At 42.3% G+C, this 16,899-nt stretch carries 21 protein-coding genes and 1 pseudogene; 17 read left to right on the top strand and 5 right to left on the bottom strand.

What is annotated here, in order from left to right:
- The first annotated feature begins 31 nt into the window (after positions 1–31).
- The 6 genes from KY305_RS15155 (at position 32) to KY305_RS15130 (ending at position 4,167) form a co-directional block, all read left to right on the top strand.
- Entirely contained in the window at positions 32–466 is a 435-nt protein-coding gene (locus KY305_RS15155; RefSeq protein ID WP_223063242.1) for a BrxA/BrxB family bacilliredoxin, read from the top strand.
- 39 nt (positions 467–505) lie between these two features.
- The gene (locus KY305_RS15150) at positions 506–1,276 is read left to right on the top strand and encodes a class I SAM-dependent methyltransferase (RefSeq protein WP_223063241.1); all 771 of its coding nucleotides are present in this window, start codon (positions 506–508) and stop codon (positions 1,274–1,276) included.
- Between the two features lie 262 nt (positions 1,277–1,538).
- Complete coding sequence (locus KY305_RS15145; protein ID WP_223063240.1) at positions 1,539–2,147, top strand: YpjP family protein; 609 nt, start codon at positions 1,539–1,541, stop codon at positions 2,145–2,147.
- Between the two features lie 98 nt (positions 2,148–2,245).
- Complete coding sequence (locus KY305_RS15140; protein ID WP_223063239.1) at positions 2,246–3,040, top strand: thymidylate synthase; 795 nt, start codon at positions 2,246–2,248, stop codon at positions 3,038–3,040.
- A complete protein-coding gene (locus tag KY305_RS15135) occupies positions 3,037–3,522 on the top strand; it encodes a dihydrofolate reductase (protein WP_223063238.1) in 486 nt (161 codons plus the stop codon). Before KY305_RS15140 ends, KY305_RS15135 begins: the two co-directional genes overlap by 4 nt.
- A 21-nt stretch (positions 3,523–3,543) precedes the next feature.
- Positions 3,544–4,167, top strand: coding sequence for a lysophospholipid acyltransferase family protein (locus KY305_RS15130; protein WP_223063237.1), 624 nt, complete (start codon positions 3,544–3,546; stop codon positions 4,165–4,167).
- Positions 4,168–4,214: 47 nt separating this feature from the next.
- Here KY305_RS15130 and trhA read toward each other — a convergent pair whose 3' ends face one another.
- Together trhA and KY305_RS15120 are read right to left on the bottom strand one after the other, a co-directional pair.
- Positions 4,215–4,853, bottom strand: coding sequence for a PAQR family membrane homeostasis protein TrhA (trhA, locus tag KY305_RS15125; protein ID WP_223063236.1), 639 nt, complete (start codon positions 4,851–4,853; stop codon positions 4,215–4,217).
- Positions 4,854–4,871: 18 nt separating this feature from the next.
- Entirely contained in the window at positions 4,872–5,864 is a 993-nt protein-coding gene (locus KY305_RS15120; protein ID WP_223063235.1) for a sigma 54-interacting transcriptional regulator, read from the bottom strand.
- 185 nt (positions 5,865–6,049) lie between these two features.
- On the opposite strand from KY305_RS15120, the gene ilvA reads away from it, so the two are divergent.
- The 5 genes from ilvA (at position 6,050) to KY305_RS15095 (ending at position 9,761) form a co-directional block, all read left to right on the top strand.
- Entirely contained in the window at positions 6,050–7,318 is a 1,269-nt protein-coding gene (ilvA, locus tag KY305_RS15115) for a threonine ammonia-lyase IlvA (RefSeq protein WP_223063234.1), read from the top strand.
- A gap of 95 nt (positions 7,319–7,413) precedes the next feature.
- The gene (locus KY305_RS15110; protein WP_214813983.1) at positions 7,414–7,665 is read left to right on the top strand and encodes a DUF2535 family protein; all 252 of its coding nucleotides are present in this window, start codon (positions 7,414–7,416) and stop codon (positions 7,663–7,665) included.
- Positions 7,666–7,773: 108 nt separating this feature from the next.
- The gene (locus KY305_RS15105) at positions 7,774–8,355 is read left to right on the top strand and encodes an SCO family protein (RefSeq protein WP_223063233.1); all 582 of its coding nucleotides are present in this window, start codon (positions 7,774–7,776) and stop codon (positions 8,353–8,355) included.
- A 77-nt stretch (positions 8,356–8,432) separates the two neighbouring features.
- Positions 8,433–9,188 (top strand): SGNH/GDSL hydrolase family protein, encoded by a 756-nt coding sequence (locus tag KY305_RS15100; RefSeq protein ID WP_223063232.1) that lies wholly within the window; start codon positions 8,433–8,435, stop codon positions 9,186–9,188.
- A 9-nt stretch (positions 9,189–9,197) separates the two neighbouring features.
- Positions 9,198–9,761, top strand: a complete 564-nt coding sequence (locus tag KY305_RS15095; RefSeq protein ID WP_214813978.1) for a YpmS family protein — start codon at positions 9,198–9,200, stop codon at positions 9,759–9,761.
- A 49-nt stretch (positions 9,762–9,810) separates the two neighbouring features.
- Here KY305_RS15095 and KY305_RS15090 read toward each other — a convergent pair whose 3' ends face one another.
- Complete coding sequence (locus KY305_RS15090; protein WP_223063231.1) at positions 9,811–10,236, bottom strand: MarR family transcriptional regulator; 426 nt, start codon at positions 10,234–10,236, stop codon at positions 9,811–9,813.
- A gap of 132 nt (positions 10,237–10,368) precedes the next feature.
- On the opposite strand from KY305_RS15090, the gene msrA reads away from it, so the two are divergent.
- Both msrA and msrB read left to right on the top strand, forming a co-directional pair.
- Positions 10,369–10,902: a peptide-methionine (S)-S-oxide reductase MsrA gene (gene msrA / locus KY305_RS15085; RefSeq protein ID WP_223063230.1), complete on the top strand. Its 534-nt coding sequence runs from the start codon at positions 10,369–10,371 to the stop codon at positions 10,900–10,902.
- A gap of 1 nt (position 10,903) precedes the next feature.
- Entirely contained in the window at positions 10,904–11,338 is a 435-nt protein-coding gene (gene msrB, locus KY305_RS15080) for a peptide-methionine (R)-S-oxide reductase MsrB (RefSeq protein WP_223063229.1), read from the top strand.
- Between the two features lie 40 nt (positions 11,339–11,378).
- Here the strand turns inward: msrB and KY305_RS15075 are convergent.
- Positions 11,379–11,999: pseudogene (locus KY305_RS15075) on the bottom strand (polysaccharide biosynthesis protein); the annotation flags it as partial.
- A gap of 11 nt (positions 12,000–12,010) precedes the next feature.
- Positions 12,011–13,651 (bottom strand): recombinase family protein, encoded by a 1,641-nt coding sequence (locus KY305_RS15070; protein ID WP_223063227.1) that lies wholly within the window; start codon positions 13,649–13,651, stop codon positions 12,011–12,013.
- A gap of 530 nt (positions 13,652–14,181) precedes the next feature.
- Here KY305_RS15070 and KY305_RS15065 point away from each other — a divergent pair.
- The 4 genes from KY305_RS15065 to KY305_RS15050 all read left to right on the top strand — a co-directional run bounded on the left by KY305_RS15065 (position 14,182) and on the right by KY305_RS15050 (position 16,662).
- Positions 14,182–14,451, top strand: a complete 270-nt coding sequence (locus KY305_RS15065) for a CD3324 family protein (RefSeq protein ID WP_223063226.1) — start codon at positions 14,182–14,184, stop codon at positions 14,449–14,451.
- Positions 14,452–14,584: 133 nt separating this feature from the next.
- A complete protein-coding gene (locus KY305_RS15060; protein ID WP_223063225.1) occupies positions 14,585–15,235 on the top strand; it encodes a FusB/FusC family EF-G-binding protein in 651 nt (216 codons plus the stop codon).
- Between the two features lie 187 nt (positions 15,236–15,422).
- Complete coding sequence (locus tag KY305_RS15055) at positions 15,423–15,857, top strand: hypothetical protein (protein ID WP_223063224.1); 435 nt, start codon at positions 15,423–15,425, stop codon at positions 15,855–15,857.
- Between the two features lie 184 nt (positions 15,858–16,041).
- Positions 16,042–16,662, top strand: coding sequence for a lytic polysaccharide monooxygenase auxiliary activity family 9 protein (locus KY305_RS15050; protein ID WP_223063268.1), 621 nt, complete (start codon positions 16,042–16,044; stop codon positions 16,660–16,662).
- The last annotated feature ends 237 nt before the right edge of the window (positions 16,663–16,899 follow it).

Raw genomic sequence — 16,899 nt, 5'->3', positions numbered from 1 at the left:
TTATATAAGGATTTTTAGAGGGGGCTTTTTTATGTCAATGGCTTATGAAGAATATATGCGCCAGCTGGTCGTGCCGATGCGCCGCGAGTTAACAGGCGCCGGCTTTCAGGAACTAACAACTGCAGAAGAAGTGGAAAGCTTTATGGGAAAAGCAGAAGGCACGACATTGGTCGTTGTCAATTCCGTATGCGGATGTGCCGCGGGACTTGCCCGTCCGGCTGCGACTCAGGCTGTTTTACAGCATGATAAAGCGCCTGATCATACCGTTACCGTTTTTGCGGGTCAAGACAAAGAAGCGACGGCCAAAATGCGTGAATATTTTACCGGCCAGGAACCTTCATCCCCATCAATGGCGCTTTTAAAAGGAAAAGAGGTCGTTCATTTTATTCCCCGCCACGAAATTGAAGGGCATGAGATGGAAGAGATTATGAGAAATCTGACGGATGCCTTCGATGTGCACTGCTAAAATGCCCGTATTCCGGGCATTTTCTTTTGGGAGAAAAAGATGATTACAACCAGCTACAGACCGTCAGATGATACGATACGTACAGCGCAAACACTTGCTGAAAAGCTGAATGACAGCTATTGCAGCCGAAATAAACAGCCTATTGAAAAAATGCTGAAAATCGCAGAAAACGACCTTTTAGTCATTGGAAAGGAGCGGTTTGAACTCTATACAAAGCGAGGAGGAAAATTCTTTTTTCACCCGAATACAGCAATGTTCCGTGCGAAGCGGTTTTTGAGAGGGGAAGTCGAGCCAATGCTTAAAGCTTCAGGATTAAGTGAGGGAGATTCCTTTTTAGATTGTACGCTCGGCCTGGGCTCCGACGCGATTTTGGCAAGTATGGCGGTGGGTGAAAGCGGAACCGTAGTCGGGGTGGAAAAAAACAAGCTCGTCTCGCTGCTTGTCAAAACAGGCCTTCATACGTGGGAAACAGATATAGAGACGCTCCAAACGGCAATGAAAAGAATTAAGGTTGAGCATGCCGACTGTGCAGCCTATTTGCAAAGCCTGCCTGATTCATCAGTGGATGTTATCTATTTTGACCCGATGTTTTATGAGCCGATTGAGACGTCCGACGGCATTGCACCGCTGCGCGCATTTGCAGAAGAGGGATTTAACGAAGAGTGCATTCAGCATGCCGTTCGGGCAGCGAGGAAATGCGTAGTCTTAAAAGACCATTGGAAAAGCCCGCGTTTTGAACGATACGGCTTCAAGGTGTTTAAAAGAAAGACGGCGCTTTTCCATTTCGGTGTCATACATGTAAGCTCATGATTGCCATGGGCTTATCTTTCGTTTAATCGGTAATTTCCATTACGACAAAATAAAGCAGTGTGAGAAGTGATACGGTCGCAAACAAGGCGTTAATCATCTCATCCCCTCCTTTTTCTCCTTTTATTGTAAGCGTTTTATAGAGACGGGCATAGTTACCATTTTCCTATATTGTATGACAAAACGATAACGTGCATGACGCCGGATGCCAATCTATGCTAGAATAAACGGAAGAGGACAATAAAACAGAGGGGAACAATCTATCATGAAATTGTGGATGAAAAAGACCCTTGTGGTTCTGTTTACGATTGTAACGTTCGGGCTCGTGTCTCCTCCGGCTGCTCTGATGACAGACAAGCCTTCAGGACAGCCCAGCAGCCTTGAGCAGAATGATTACACCGCTTTTTATGATGAACATGCCCTGTCAGGGGAAAAGAAAGCAAGGCTGGAGCCGGAATTGCTTTTTCAGTCGCACCGGGAGCAGCTTCTCGGCGATGCTGAAAATCAATCATTCTTAAAATTCGGAAACAAAATTTCTCCGGTCATTGAGGATGATTACAGAAAAGAGATCATGCCGAAGATCGAAGAAGTGATTACCGGACATTTAGCGAAGCTTCAGGATAATGAAGCTTTTCAGGATGTTGTCATTTCAAGCAAACCGTCGGCAGGAAAAACAGAAAAAATATTTCATGTGTACAACCGGGTGACAGGTGAGGATCTCTTAAGATTTCATGTCCGCCGGGATCATCCTCCGCAAGACGGCTATTGGTTTAATTTTCATTACCATACCGCAGAAGACGGATTTCAATCTCATCGTGAGCTTGGCAGCATTTATTGGGATCGCAACACGCCTCCTAACTGGATGAGCGTGTAATAACGCTAAGAATAAAAAAATCATTTCTGAGAAATTATGCAGAAATGATTTTTTATTGTGTTACACTACTAAAAGACTACTTTTAAAGGATGAAAAAAATGAAACAATATAAAGATTTATGCCGTCATGTATTAGAAAATGGGGAAAAAAAAGGAGACCGGACGGGAACGGGAACGATCAGCACATTTGGATACCAAATGCGTTTTGACCTTCAAGAAGGTTTTCCGATGCTTACGACAAAAAAACTTCATTTCAAATCCATCGCGCATGAGCTGCTTTGGTTTTTGAAGGGAGATACAAACGTCCGTTACCTTCAGGAAAACGGGGTCCGTATTTGGAACGAATGGGCGGATGAAAACGGAGAGCTCGGACCGGTTTATGGCTCTCAATGGCGTTCATGGCGCGGAGCAGACGGGGAAACCATCGATCAAATCTCCCGGCTGATTCATGACATTCAAACGAACCCGAATTCCAGACGTTTAATCGTCAGCGCCTGGAACGTCGGAGAGATCGACCAAATGGCGCTTCCGCCGTGCCATTGCCTGTTTCAGTTTTATGTGTCGGATGGAAAGCTTTCGTGCCAGCTTTATCAGCGCTCGGCGGATGTATTCCTCGGCGTCCCGTTTAATATTGCGTCTTATGCGCTTTTGACAATGATGATCGCGCATGTGACGGGTCTTGAACCGGGTGAGTTTATTCATACGTTCGGAGACGTCCACATTTATCAAAACCATGAGGAGCAGGTGAATTTGCAGCTGACAAGAGATGTCCGCCCGCTGCCGAAGCTTCGCTTTGCGCGCAGTGTTGATTCTATTTTCGGCTTTGAATTTGAAGATTTTATTTTAGAGGATTACGATCCGCATCCTCATATTAAAGGGGCTGTCAGCGTATGATTTCGTTTATTTTTGCAATGGATGAAAACAGACTGATCGGAAAAAATAACGATTTGCCGTGGCACCTGCCGAATGATCTTGCATATTTCAAAAAAGTGACGACAGGACACACCATTGTGATGGGGCGCAAGACGTTTGAGTCGATCGGACGACCGCTTCCAAACCGGCACAATATCGTCGTTACCTCGCAGGACGGATCTTTATTTCCGGGCTGCACGACGGCTTGCTCGGCTGAGGAAGTGCTGAAGCTTATTCCGGAAAGGGAAGAGTGTTTTGTTATCGGCGGCGCCCAGCTGTATAGTGCGCTCTTTCCTTATGCGGACAGGCTTTATATGACAAAAATTCACCATGCGTTTGACGGAGACCGTTATTTCCCGGAATTTAATGAAGGTGAATGGGAACTGATTTCCCGCAAGCAGGGAGTAAAGGATGAAAAAAACCCTTACGACTATGAGTACCTTGTGTACGAAAAAAAGAATTGATGTAAAGCAGGGGGACAAGAATTGATTCGCTACAGCTGTCTTGTAATGTACGTTGTATTCATGCTTATCAAAAACATTCAGGAATATGCCAATCAAAAATTGCTTGATCCGCGGCTTTCCTATCAAAAGCAGATGAGTTTGGTTTATGAGCGGCCGAAAGCGTTTATGAGAGGCTGTATTGACGTTTCGGGGTCTGTAATCAGCATCTACCATGATAAACCGATACCAAGCGGCCCTGTATTGTACGTTCATCCTCAATTACGCCTGGCTGAACTTGTTTTGCTTGCGGGGCACCTTGAAGAGCCCGCGAGCTTCATCGCTGATCAGAAAGCTTTCCGCATCCCGCTTCTCGGAAAATGGCTGAAGCTTATGGGGGTTATTTCCGGCGGAGACAGCCAAGACACCGTGCTTGAAGATGTGACCGACCGGCTCGAAAAAGGGCAAAGCCTCATTCTTTCTAAAGACGGCAAGATCAATCCGGAGGAACTGGCGCTGCGTTTCGGGCTTCCGATCGTGAATGTCGAAACGTCAGGTACGGATAAGCTTTTACGGGGCAGATTTTTTAAACGATTGAAAACGGCTGATATTGAATTACATGTGAAGCCTGCCTGTTATCCGGCTGCTCAAAAACAGCTGCGTGCATAAAAAAAGCACAGCCTCTTCGATTTTTCGAGAGGCTGTGCTTTTTTATATCAGAGAAACGGCACTTTTACGCAATAAAATAAAATACAGAAAAACATCGAGGCGCTGCCGCCTAATACAAAGCTGTGCCAAATGGCGTGATGGAACGGGATTTTCCTCCATATATAAAAGATCGTCCCTGCAGAATATAATAAGCCGCCGAGTAACAGGAGGCTGAAGCCGGGACCTGACAATGAGGCGTACAAAGGTTTAATAGCAATGATGATGAGCCAGCCCATGAGCAAATATACAAGCGTTGAAAAAATGATAAACCGCTTCACGAAGAAAATTTTAAATACGATGCCTCCGATTGCAAGCGACCACACAATAATCAAAAGCGTTAAGCCGAGTGTGCCTTTCAGCGGCCCTAACAAAAAGGGCGTATATGTGCCGGCTATTAATACGTAAATAGCGGAATGATCAATGATCTCAAGAATGTCCTTCGTTTTTTTATGCTGAATGCTGTGCAAAAGAGTGGAGCTGAGATAAAGCAGCAGCATGGAGGCGCCAAAGATAGAAAAACTGACGATATCCGTAGCGGAACCATAATTCACCGCAAAAATAATTAAAAAGACAAGCGCCGGAATCGATAACAAAACACCGATTCCGTGTGTAACGGCATTTGCAATTTCTTCTTTTATCGTGAACAATCAAATGTCCCCCTTGTTTTACAGGATTTGTTTTTTCAGCGACTGTAAAAACCCTAAACCCTCTAATGTGATTTTTGTACCCGCGCGTCCGCGCCCTTTTGTGACATAGTTTACTTTTTCCAAGTAATCAAGCCTGTTTCTGACCTGCTGGGGCGTTAACGGCGTTGAGCTGTTTTTGCTCAGCTCGGAGATGCTCCGCCTGCTGGCGGCTTCTCCTTTTGTATTAAAGTCTTTTATCGATTCCAAAATGAACAGGAATTCTTCTTTTTCCATAAGAGTCAGCCGTTTTTCTTTTTTCTTAGCCGCTTTTGCCGTCAGGCTGTCTCGGATATCCGGAGGAGCGTCCTCGGGATAAATCGTGCCGCCGGAAGAGACTGCCGCCATATAGCATGCTGCATTTTGGAGCTCTCTGATATTGCCGTTAAAGGTGTGCTGCTCAATGAGCGGGTAAACCGACGGATCAATATGCAAATGATGCCCCATTTTTGCCAGAACATACTGTAAAAGGAGCGGTATGTCACTTTTTCGTTCAGATAAAGCGGGAAGCGGGAGGCTTAACACATTAAGCCTGTAAAACAAATCCTTGTTGAACTTGCTGTCGGCTGCGGCTTCTGTGAGCAGTGTTGTGCTGCTTGAGATGATGCGGGCGGAAGGCTCAGTGTCTAATGTGCAAAGAAGGCGGGCCTGCACGGAAAGAGGCATGTCTCCGATTTCACATAAAAACAGTGTCCCGCCGGATGCCTTTTCCAAGGCTCCGTCAGCGCCGAACAGCTCGTGTTCAAGCCGTTCAGCGCTCTGGCTGCAATAAACGGTAATAAAGGATTCGCTGCTTCTGGCTGATTTATGGTGGATGGCTGCCGCCATTTGTTTTTTTCCAGTTCCGACTTCGCCTGTTATAAAAACGGGAAGGTCGGACAGCGCGAATTGGGAGGCCAATCGTTTCGCCTCTAAAAAGGATTTATGCTCGCCGACTAATTGATGAAAAAGATCAGTATGTGCAATAACAGTCATGAATTGGCTCCTTTTGGTTCTTATTGGTTTAAGTATAACATGCCTAAACGACGGAAAACACCTTTTCTTTATCAATCGTTTCACTTATTTTTATTTGCGAAATTCAAATAATTATCTTATTATTTGAATATTCGTGTTATAATGGCATATTAAATAGGGATTTAAAATAAGAAAGGACTCTGTAAATGAAACCGTTGCTTAAAGAATACTCTCTCATCCAAGTAAAAGACATTTTAAAAGCGCACCAAAATGTAAAGGACGTTGTGATACATACGCCTTTGCAAAGAAATGACAGACTTTCTGAGAGATATGAATGTAATATTTACTTAAAAAGAGAAGACTTGCAGGTGGTCAGGTCATTTAAGCTTAGAGGGGCCTATAATAAAATGAGGCAGCTCTCAAACGAGCAGACCGAAAACGGGATCGTGTGCGCCAGTGCGGGAAACCATGCGCAGGGAGTTGCATTTTCATGCAAACATCTCGGCATACACGGAAAGATTTTCATGCCGTCCACCACACCGAGACAAAAAGTATCCCAAGTGGAGCTGTTCGGTAAAGAATTTGTAGAGATTATTTTGACGGGTGACACATTTGATGATGCATATCAAAGTTCAGTCGAATGCTGCGAAAAAGAAAACCGCACGTTCATCCATCCGTTCGACGATCCGGACGTAATGGCCGGGCAGGGAACGGTGGCAATTGAAATCCTGAATGACATTGACGTTGAACCGCATTTTCTCTTTGCTAGCGTAGGGGGAGGCGGACTTCTTTCCGGGATCGGAACATACATGAAAAACATTTCGCCGGACACAAAAATCATAGCGGCAGAACCGAAGGGCGCTGCCTCATACTTTGAATCCAACAAAGCCGGACAAGTCACTGAACTTGATAAAATCGATAAATTTGTCGACGGAGCGGCTGTGAAAAAAATCGGCGCTGAAACCTTTAAGACACTTGAAGCTGTCGTTGATGATGTCCTGCTTGTGCCGGAAGGAAAAGTGTGCAGCACGATTCTCGAATTATATAATCAATGCGCCATCGTGGCTGAGCCTGCGGGTGCTTTATCCGTGTCAGCCTTGGATTTATACAAGGAAGAAATCAAAGGCAAAAATGTAGTCTGCGTGGTCAGCGGGGGAAATAATGATATCGGCAGAATGCAGGAAATGAAGGAACGTTCGATGATTTATGAGGGGCTTCAGCACTATTTCATCGTCAATTTCCCGCAAAGGGCGGGAGCGCTTCGCGAATACCTTGATGAGGTGCTCGGCCCGACCGATGACATCACCCGTTTTGAATATACGAAAAAAAACAATAAAAGCAGCGGGCCGGCTTTAGTCGGCATTGAGCTTCAGCACCGGGAAGATTACGGCGCTCTCATTGCCCGGATGAATAAAAAAGGCTTTCATTATGTAGAGGTCAATAAAGATCAGGATCTGTTCCATCTGTTAATCTGACACTTTTTTTCGCAGCGGGCGCACAAAATGACAGACACGATTTATCAGATTGTATATAATGAAAAGAAAACAATCGAAAAAGAAGGATTGATATTTTGTTACTCAAAAGCCTAGAGTTCAAAAGACGGGACGGGATTCAGGTAAAAGTGACAGACATACCGGTTGTCACGGAAGGTGAACATTATTTTTTTCAAATTCATCAGCATCTTGAGCTTTATTTGAGAGAAGTTTTTGCTTCACAAAGTGTGAGAACAGTGTATTCATTCCGACAGTATGTTAAGCGCCGTATGAAGTGGAAAGATTATGAGGCCGTTTTCAATCAAGAGATGTTAAAACACAACGCATGACGGTGCTGGTATTCCTTAGCGCCTTCCTTTATAAAAGGGAGGCGCGGGAATTTTTTTGTGCGTTCCGCTGTTTGTTGTAAGCGTTTTAAATGATGGGAGGAAATGAGGATGAACCGGGTAAAAAGTATGGCTGGCGTTTTTTGTTTGCTGCTTTTATGCGCTTGCGGAGAACAGGCAATAAAAGATCCGCTGAACTATCAAATCGAGCCGTTTTCATACCAGAATCAAGACGGAAAAACGGTATCTTTGAAAAGCTTAAAGGGGGAAGTCTGGATTGCCGACTTTATTTTTACAAATTGCAAAACGGTCTGCCCGCCGATGACCGCCCATATGACAGAACTTCAAAAGAAACTGAAGGCTGAGAACCTGGATGTCCGAATTGTTTCGTTCAGTGTAGATCCAAAAAATGATTCGCCGAAACAACTGAAAGCATTTGCGGCCAAATACCCGCTCTCTTTTGAAAACTGGGATTTCCTGACCGGCTACAGCCAAAAAGAGATTGAAGAATTTGCGTATAACAGTTTTAAAGCAACCGTTAAAAAGCTGGAAGGAGAGGACCAGGTCATCCACCAAACCGCTTTTTATTTAGTCGGCCCGGACGGCAAAGTGCTTAAGGACTATAATGGAATGCAGGACATTCCGTACGATGATATTCTTGCAGATGTAAAAGCGGCTGAGACACTCAAGTAAACTGGCAGATTAGACATTTTCAAATCTCAAAAAACATGTTACACTTTCCACTAGTAGACGGGGAAGGAGCAACTAGATTGAAGCTGCGAATGTTCTCATTAATCGCCGGACTGGCGTTGCTTTTATCCGCTTGTTCTGTCCAGCGGACCGGTTCTGAAGCTGAAGAACCGAAAACGAAAGATCACATTGTCATTGCCGCGGTCGGTGATTCATTGACTGAGGGAGTAGGAGACCCTGACGGTTTAGGGTATGTCGGCAAGGTAGCAGACTCTCTCAAGACAAAGGGACATGTGAAAAAGGTAGACATCAAAAATCATGCGGTGCAAGGGGACCGGACGGTTGACTTGCTGAAAAAGCTCGACGATAAAAACGTACAGAAATCATTAAAAAGCGCCGACTACATCTTTTTTACAATCGGCGGAAATGATTTAATGAAGGTGCTTCGCCAAAATGTTATGCAGCTGACGATTCAGCCGTTTCAAGAGGAAGAAAAACCTTTTGAAAATAGGTTTAAAGCCATCATATCAAAAATCCGCAAATATAATCAGCATGCTGAGCTGATGTATGTCAGCATGTACAATCCTTTCATATTTACTTTGCCGGAATTGAAAGAGATTAACGGAGTCGTAACCGACTGGAATCAAATTGCCGAAAAAGAGCTGAAAAAAGATCCTCATGCAGCTGTGGCGAATGTCGAAGATTTATTCAGTAAGAAAAGCGACAGCAAACGAATTTCGGAGGATGATGATTTTCATCCGAATGCAAAAGGATATTCATTAATAGCAAAACGATTGTATGGAATAATGGAAAAAGAAGGGTTACCAGCAGAATAGGGTGAAATGATGAAGAAATGGAAATTGCTGTTTTTTGTTCTTCTCGCATTAAATGTCATCGCAGCCGCCGTGATTGTGACATTGACGGTCATGCCGGGAGAGCAGGCGAAAATACAGGATCAGACAAAAAGCGAGTACGGCTTTCATATTACAAGCTCGAAGGAATCTCTTGCCGCGTTTGTGAATGCGTACTTAAAAGAAAAGGCGTCAAACCAGCTTGATTACAAAGTGGACATCAATAACGATGTGCACGTGGCGGGAAAAATCAAGGCATTCTCAACATCGATTAATGCGGTTGTCACATTTGAACCATCCGTTCAGAAAAACGGAGACGTTATGCTTAAAGTAACGAAATTTTCTTTAGGCGAATTGAGCCTGCCAATCAGCTTTGTCCTGAATTATATGGACAGCTTCTACGAACTGCCGTCATTTGTGCACGTCCATCCGAGCGATAAAAGCATCGAAGTGCGCCTGTCGGAAATGCCATTAGATAACGGCATGTATGTAAAGGCGGATAAAATCAACCTTGATACGGATGAGATTGAATTTTCATACTATCATCCGAAGCAATAAGTTCTCATAAAAAAACACAGATCCGCAGAGGGATTTGTGTTTTTTTATTTCAGCGTTTCTTGTCAAGTTTGCTGAACAGCCTGATTAACGTCGCAAGCTCTTCGTCAGAGTAGCAGTCAAACCGTTTAAAGAAATACTCTGTTTTTTTCTGGTTGAAGTGATCGACAATTTTCTCTCCGGATTCCGTAATATGGATTCTGATAATTCGTCTGTCCTCTTTTGAGCGGATGCGCGTAATCCATTCCTTCTCTACTAAAGCATCGGTAACAGCGGTAATGTGGCTTGCTGAGACCTCAAGAATAGGGGCGAATTCCGTTACTTTTTTCGGGCCTTGTTCGCTGAGGATTCGCAAAATCGTAAATTCGTTCCGAGACAGCTCTTTATCTAGAATTTCATTAACTTCATTTCTGATTTGCTTAAACACTTTTCGAAGCAAAGCTTCCATATCATACATCATTTGTGTTCTTACTTTCAAATCATGAACCTCCAATATGTAATCAGCGTGGCATTCGGCTTAGGTATTCCTAGGGTAAAGCAGAATTATTTTTATTATGTTTATACATGCTATAATGTAATAATACCACGTATGAACAAAGGAGGCACCCGTATGTCAGAAAAAAAAGAAATCGCCACATTTGCAGGAGGCTGTTTTTGGTGCATGGTAAAACCGTTTGACGAACAGCCGGGAATTAAAAAAGTGGTATCCGGCTATACAGGAGGCCATACTGAAAACCCTACCTACGAGGAAGTGTGCAGTGAAACGACCGGCCATCGCGAAGCCGTTCAGATTACATTCGATCCTGACGTTTATTCGTACGAGAAGCTGCTTGAACTGTTTTGGCAGCAAATCGATCCGACTGATGCGGGAGGCCAGTTTGCCGACCGCGGAAGTTCGTACACAGCGGCAATTTACTGCCATAATGAAGAACAAAAAAAACTTGCTGAAGCATCTAAAAAACGGCTTGAAGAAAGCGGCATCTTTCAAAAGCCGATCGTGACAGAAATTTTAAAGGCTGAACCTTTTTATGAAGCGGAAGGCTACCATCAGCACTTTTATAAGAAAAACCCTGAGCATTACGGGCACTATCGCGTGGGTTCAGGCCGCCAAGGCTTTCTGAATGAGCATTGGGGAGGTAAATAACATGGCTTTTAATAAAGAAGAAAAGATTAAATCGTTAAACCGGATGCAGTATGAAGTCACTCAAAATAACGGAACGGAGCCTCCGTTTCAGAATGAATTCTGGGACCATAAGGAAGAGGGGCTTTATGTTGATATTATATCAGGAAAACCTCTATTTACTTCTAAGGAAAAATTTGATTCTCATTGCGGCTGGCCGAGTTTTACTAAACCGATCGAGGATGAAGAGGTCGAAGAAAAACTGGACACGAGCCATGGCATGATCCGTACGGAAGTAAGAAGCAAAACAGCCGATTCCCACCTGGGACACGTGTTTAATGACGGCCCGGGTCCAAGCGGCCTCCGTTATTGCATTAATTCCGCCGCGCTGCGTTTTATTCCGAAAGGCAAGCTGAAAGAAGAAGGCTATGAAGCCTATCAGCATTTATTTGAAAAGTAAGGCTCAAAAGAGAGGCCTGCCTTGAAGACAGGTCTCTTTTCTACGCTTTTTTTTCTTCATGCAATGATTCGATAATCTTCGCTATTCTGTCTTTTGTAATCAGCGGAGCTTGATCAGATTGATATCCAGTCAGACCGACTTTCTTAAATTCCGGGTGTTTGGCAGGATCTGGCAATATCGCGTATAGATTGCCCCATTCATACAAAGATTCTGTTTCGTGAGGGGAGATCAGCTCTTCATGGAACTTCTCACCGGGCCGCTTTCCAACTTCAACAGCGGCAGGGCGCGGGAGCCCGTGCTGTGCGGCATATTCTTCAAAGCCGTGAAGCAGTTCTTCAAGCATTAATGATTCCATTTTGAAAATAAACGTTTCTCCGCCCTTTGTGATTGCTGCGGATTGTAAAGTTAAGGTTGCCGCGTCATCAATCGACATAAAAAACCTTGTCATGTTTTTGTCGGTAATGGTGAGCGGACCGCCTGCCATCATCTGTGCAAATAAAATAGGGATAACGGAACCGCGTGAACCGAGCACATTGCCGAAACGAACCGAGCAAAACACCGTCCCCCGGTTTTGGACATGATGGTTCGCCTGATGGAACAGTTTCTCGGACAAAAGCTTAGTGGCTCCCATTGTGTTTACCGGGGAAACGGCTTTATCGGTTTTTTAGGATATCAACAATGAGTTTGTTCAATCAGAATAGGATCTCCTGTTAAAAAGGTAAACCTGAGAATAGGAAGAATTTCAAACTGAGCTGGGGCCGGGCCTTTTCTCTTGGCAGTCATCTTGACAATTACTTTTTGAAGGATAATTCTAAGGAGCTTGTTTTTTTCTTCTTTGCTTTCAGAAGTTTTATATATCTCTACAGCAGTTTGCATATTGTCTCTAAACTGATCAAGATCGATTCCTGACTTAATATGGGCTAAGCCATTAATTTCATCCTTAGCTTTTTGAAGTTCTTGAATTTCTTGATCCAAAGCCGACTTTCTTTGTAAGAAAACTTCATCTGAATAAATGCCGCTTTCATATTTATCAAAAATAAAATTCAACTTTTGTTGAAGCTCCTTTTTACGCTGCTCGAATTGTTCATTCATTTGTTTTTTTGATTTCATGTTCTTTTTGCTTTCATGTGCATGAATTATTGATTGGATGTGTCTTGAAAGGTCGGTATCATTTAATGCTTTTAGAGACTTTACATAATCAAAAATCGCCTCTTCAACATCATTGTATCTGACATTTATACACTTGTTATTTTTACATCGAAGTAATTTCACATGATAAATACTTTCTGTACCATTCTTCTTTCGGCGCTTTCTTTCGGCTTCGTATTTAGACAATGAAGAACCGCATTCAGCACAAGTACATACACCGGCCAGTTCATTTAATTCAAAACGTTTTCTGTTAGGAAGAAGGGGAATTTTGTTTTCAATCTTTGTTTGTACCTGCCCAAATTGGTCTTTGTCAATGATAGGGGGATGTGCATCTGGAACTGTAATTTGTTCCTTTTCAGGCCTTATTGTTCTTTTACCGTTTTTTGTTTTTTCTCTGACTTTATATTTAACAGTACCGATATATGCTTCATTTTGAAGAATCGCTTTAATGGTGTATGGATTCCATTTCTTTTTCTCAGTTGGAGTGGGGATTTGTAAATGTGTTAAGTGAGAAGCGATTGCTGTGTAACTGTAATCCTTTCCATTCAATCCGTGTAAAAAGAGATGGAAGATTAATTGAACCACTTTTGCTCTTTCTTCAACTATCTCCAGTCGTGATGTTTTCTTATTTAATTTGTAGCCATACGGAGCCAGACCGGATATCCACTTCCCCTGCGCGGCATAAGTGTATTTAGCTCCTGTCATTCGCTCTCTTGTCATTTCAAACTCTTCTCTGGCCATAAATAACTCAAAACGGATTTGTCTCATGTCTACAGGGTTTCTTGGGTCATATACTTTATAAGGAGTAATAATGAGCAGGCGGTTGCTTTGAAGGAGATTAACAATTTGTCCGGCATCACTATAGCTTCCTCTGCTTAGACGGGTGATTTCTTTGACTGCGATCGCTTGATATTTTCCATTTTCAAGATCCTTTAAACAGTCTTTAAAAACAGGCCGGCCTTCAATATTTTCACCTGAACCGATCTCCATTCTTAGTTCGTATGGGATTTGAGTTGCGGCTAAAACGTTGTTCATCAGCTCTTTTTGTTCTGTGAGTGTATCTTCGCCTGTTCTTTTTTCACGTTCCAAATCTTGTCGCGAACGTCTGAGATACCCGAGAATATTTGTGATATCATATGAATTTATAATATTCTTTAACTCCAAAAAAACACACCTCTCGATTTGTGTTTTGATAGTAAAACTGATTATTATATCAGTAAGCTTTGTAAGCCGGCCATTCTTTTCTGTTTGGCCTCACCATTTCTGAAATTGATCGGTTGAGTTTTATCTTTTTCAATAATTGAGCCACATTCATCTTTAAAATAAACAGTTCTCTCTAAAAATATGACGGTTTTGCCTCCATTATTTTCATTTTCACATGGCCGTATCGCCTAAAGGTTTACTTTTTCGTGATGGCAGAGGTATTACTATTTTCTGTGGAGCCGGATGATTCGTTCAATGAGTAGGCAAGCCATTCCTATAAAAAATTCGCTGTCATATAAATGAAAGGGGGTGAATACAGATGGAGAATCACTTAAGATTTTCTGGTACTTCTTCCACTCATGCAAAGCCTATTATTGGAAAGGCGATACTTTGCATGGGGCGAAACATTTCATTTTATCGCTGATAAGCTTTTCTGATATTTTGGCTTTGCACCTTATTTTTTTAAAAATCAAAATAAGGAGCGGGCAAAATTGAAATATATGAATGCAAATAAAGTGTTACCTGAAAAACTAATCGTGGAAATTCAAAAGTATATTCAGGGGGAAACCCTTTACATTCCCAAGCTGGAAACGGAGCATCGGAAATGGGGTACTTCAAGTGGAGGGAGACAGCTGCTTGACCGCCGTAATGCCGACATTAGAAATTCTTTTATTAGCGGCACCGATATCCCGCAATTAGCGAAGGAATATTACCTTTCAATCGAAACCATTAAGAAAATTGTTTATTCACATAAAAAGTAAGGGAAAAGCACTGATGAAGCATTTTCATCAGTGTTTTTTTATGTAAAAAACGTTTCTAAGTCATTTTCTCCATTTCAGAAACTCGCTGCATTTTTTAAAATAAGTGTAAAGAGGATGATAGGAGAGTCAAGTAATGACCGAAAAATTTATTAAAAATGAACATTTGAATTTTATAAAAAAACAGATTGAGTTGATTAAGGACAGTAAAAAGAAGAATGTTGCCCCAACCGTTTTGGCTGCTGTGATCGATTTAGCCAATGCCAAAATCTCGGATCTTATTCCACATGCAACATTGGATCAGCAAGATTTGCTGGATGTTTCCAGGCTGAAAACAGATGCCGAATATGACCAATACATCCAGCGGCTTTCAGCCTTTGTGATTCCCTTTCCAAAAATCACCGAGCAACAGCTGAAAAAAATGTTTCCGAAACATAAAAAATTAAAGCTGCCTGATTTATCAAAGATAGATCACAGCCAGCTGACCTATTTAAGCTGGAACGATCTAAGATCCAATAAAAAATTTATTATATATGAGCTGGACGGAAAAATGGTCGGCATTGAATGTAAATTTGCACCGACTAGTAAACATAATGTTTGTTCCTTCTGTAATTCCTTTGGCCAAGTTGTCTATTTTTCCACCGTAACAAAAGCGAAACAATCTAAAAACCCGGATTACTACAAGGCCATCGGAAATCTGATTTGCGCCGATAGCAGCGAATGCAACAAAAAAATAACCAATGTCGAATATGTAACAGCTTTTCTCAAAGACTCACTGGGAATGTGACGTTTTCTCTTAAACTTTGCACCATAAATGAGGTGAATTTAAAAGATGAAGAGGCAAAGCTTTCACTAACCTTGACTTAAAACGCGGACATCAATCATATCAGAATGTCCGCGTTGTTTTAAGAGCTCCGATTGTTCACATACTCTTTTTCTTATATATTGTATAATTTGGAAAAGGAGGAGTGGAGATGAAGAAAATTGTTTTGAGTGCAGCTGCTGTCTTATTGGTGTGGATTTTGAGCATAGGGGATGTATCAGCGAAGATTACAAAAGATGAGCAGAAGATAAGCATTCTAATGACAGAAAATGAAACCGGATTCTTTATGTCTGATGACACAAATCTTGATTATTGGCCGACTAAGCTGGGCTACAGGTTTACCATTTACAATGCTGAAGGCTGCACGTTGAATTTTAAACTGCAGCGAATTACTCTAGCAGGTTATGCTTTTACACTTAGCGAGAAGAATTTCACCGATAACCATTTAAATCTAAGTGCAACAGACCAGGTGAAAGCCGATGCGAACAGAAATCATTATTTAGAGATCACTAAAAGAGCTGGATGCGGAGACGTTTGGATAAAAGGTTTTTATGGTTTTGAGCATGATGAACCGGATGAATGGTAGCAAATAACCTTTGTTAAGCGAAAATCACAAAAAAGGGGCGTAAATGAACGGCAGCCTGAAGTTCACTGTCCTGGACTGGACACATGGGTTTTACAATGTCAAAAATATAGAAGGAAATTACACAACACGTAATGAATACTATAATAGGAGAGAGAAAATTTTACAAAGGGAGGATGATTTGGTAATGAAGGGTTTTATCAAAGGCGTTATTTTGACAGCTGCTCTAGGTATTGGTGCAACTTTATTTGCAGGGGATGCATCTGCACACGGGTACATAAAAGAACCCGCCAGCAGAGCGTACATGGGATCATTAGAAAAACAAACCCTCGGTTGGACGGCAGCTGCACAAAAATATGGCTCTGTAATTGATAATCCGCAATCAGTAGAAGGGCCAAAAGGTTTCCCATCCGCGGGTCCGCCAGATGGGAAAATTGCGTCGGCAAATGGAGGCTCTGGTCAAATTGATTTTGGGTTAGACAGGCAGACTGCAGATTATTGGGTAAAACAAGACTTGCGCGGAGGTCTGAATACCTTTACTTGGCACTATACTGCGCCTCACGCCACATCAAAGTGGCACTATTATATAACCAAGAAAAATTGGAATCCCAATAAACCTTTGACAAGAGATGAGTTTGAATTAATTGGAACTGTCAATCACGATGGTTCAAAGGCTGACACTAATCTTTCTCATAAGATTTTCGTACCAACTGATCGCAGCGGTTATCACGTCATTCTAGGTGTGTGGGATGTTGCGGACACCTCTAATGCCTTTTATAACGTTATTGATGTAAACTTAAAACAATGACGTTGAATCTCGATTCATCCGACAAACTTAATGACAAATCCTTTAGAATCAAATGGAATGCTGTGAAGCAGATTCTATAAAGAAGCTATTCTATTACAGATCGGTCAGATGTCGTGCATCTGCCGATCTTTTTTATATCTTAAAAGAAGTGTATATTCAATCCATCCTCATGATTTAAAGGTTCAGAAACTATAATTACGAATCTGAACGTCAAGTCCTTTTCAAAATCTTTATTCC

It is taken from the genome of Bacillus sp. YC2, assembly GCF_019891195.1.
Classification (GTDB): Bacteria; Bacillota; Bacilli; order Bacillales; family Bacillaceae; genus Bacillus.
This window is presented reverse-complemented; position numbering and strand designations above follow the sequence as displayed.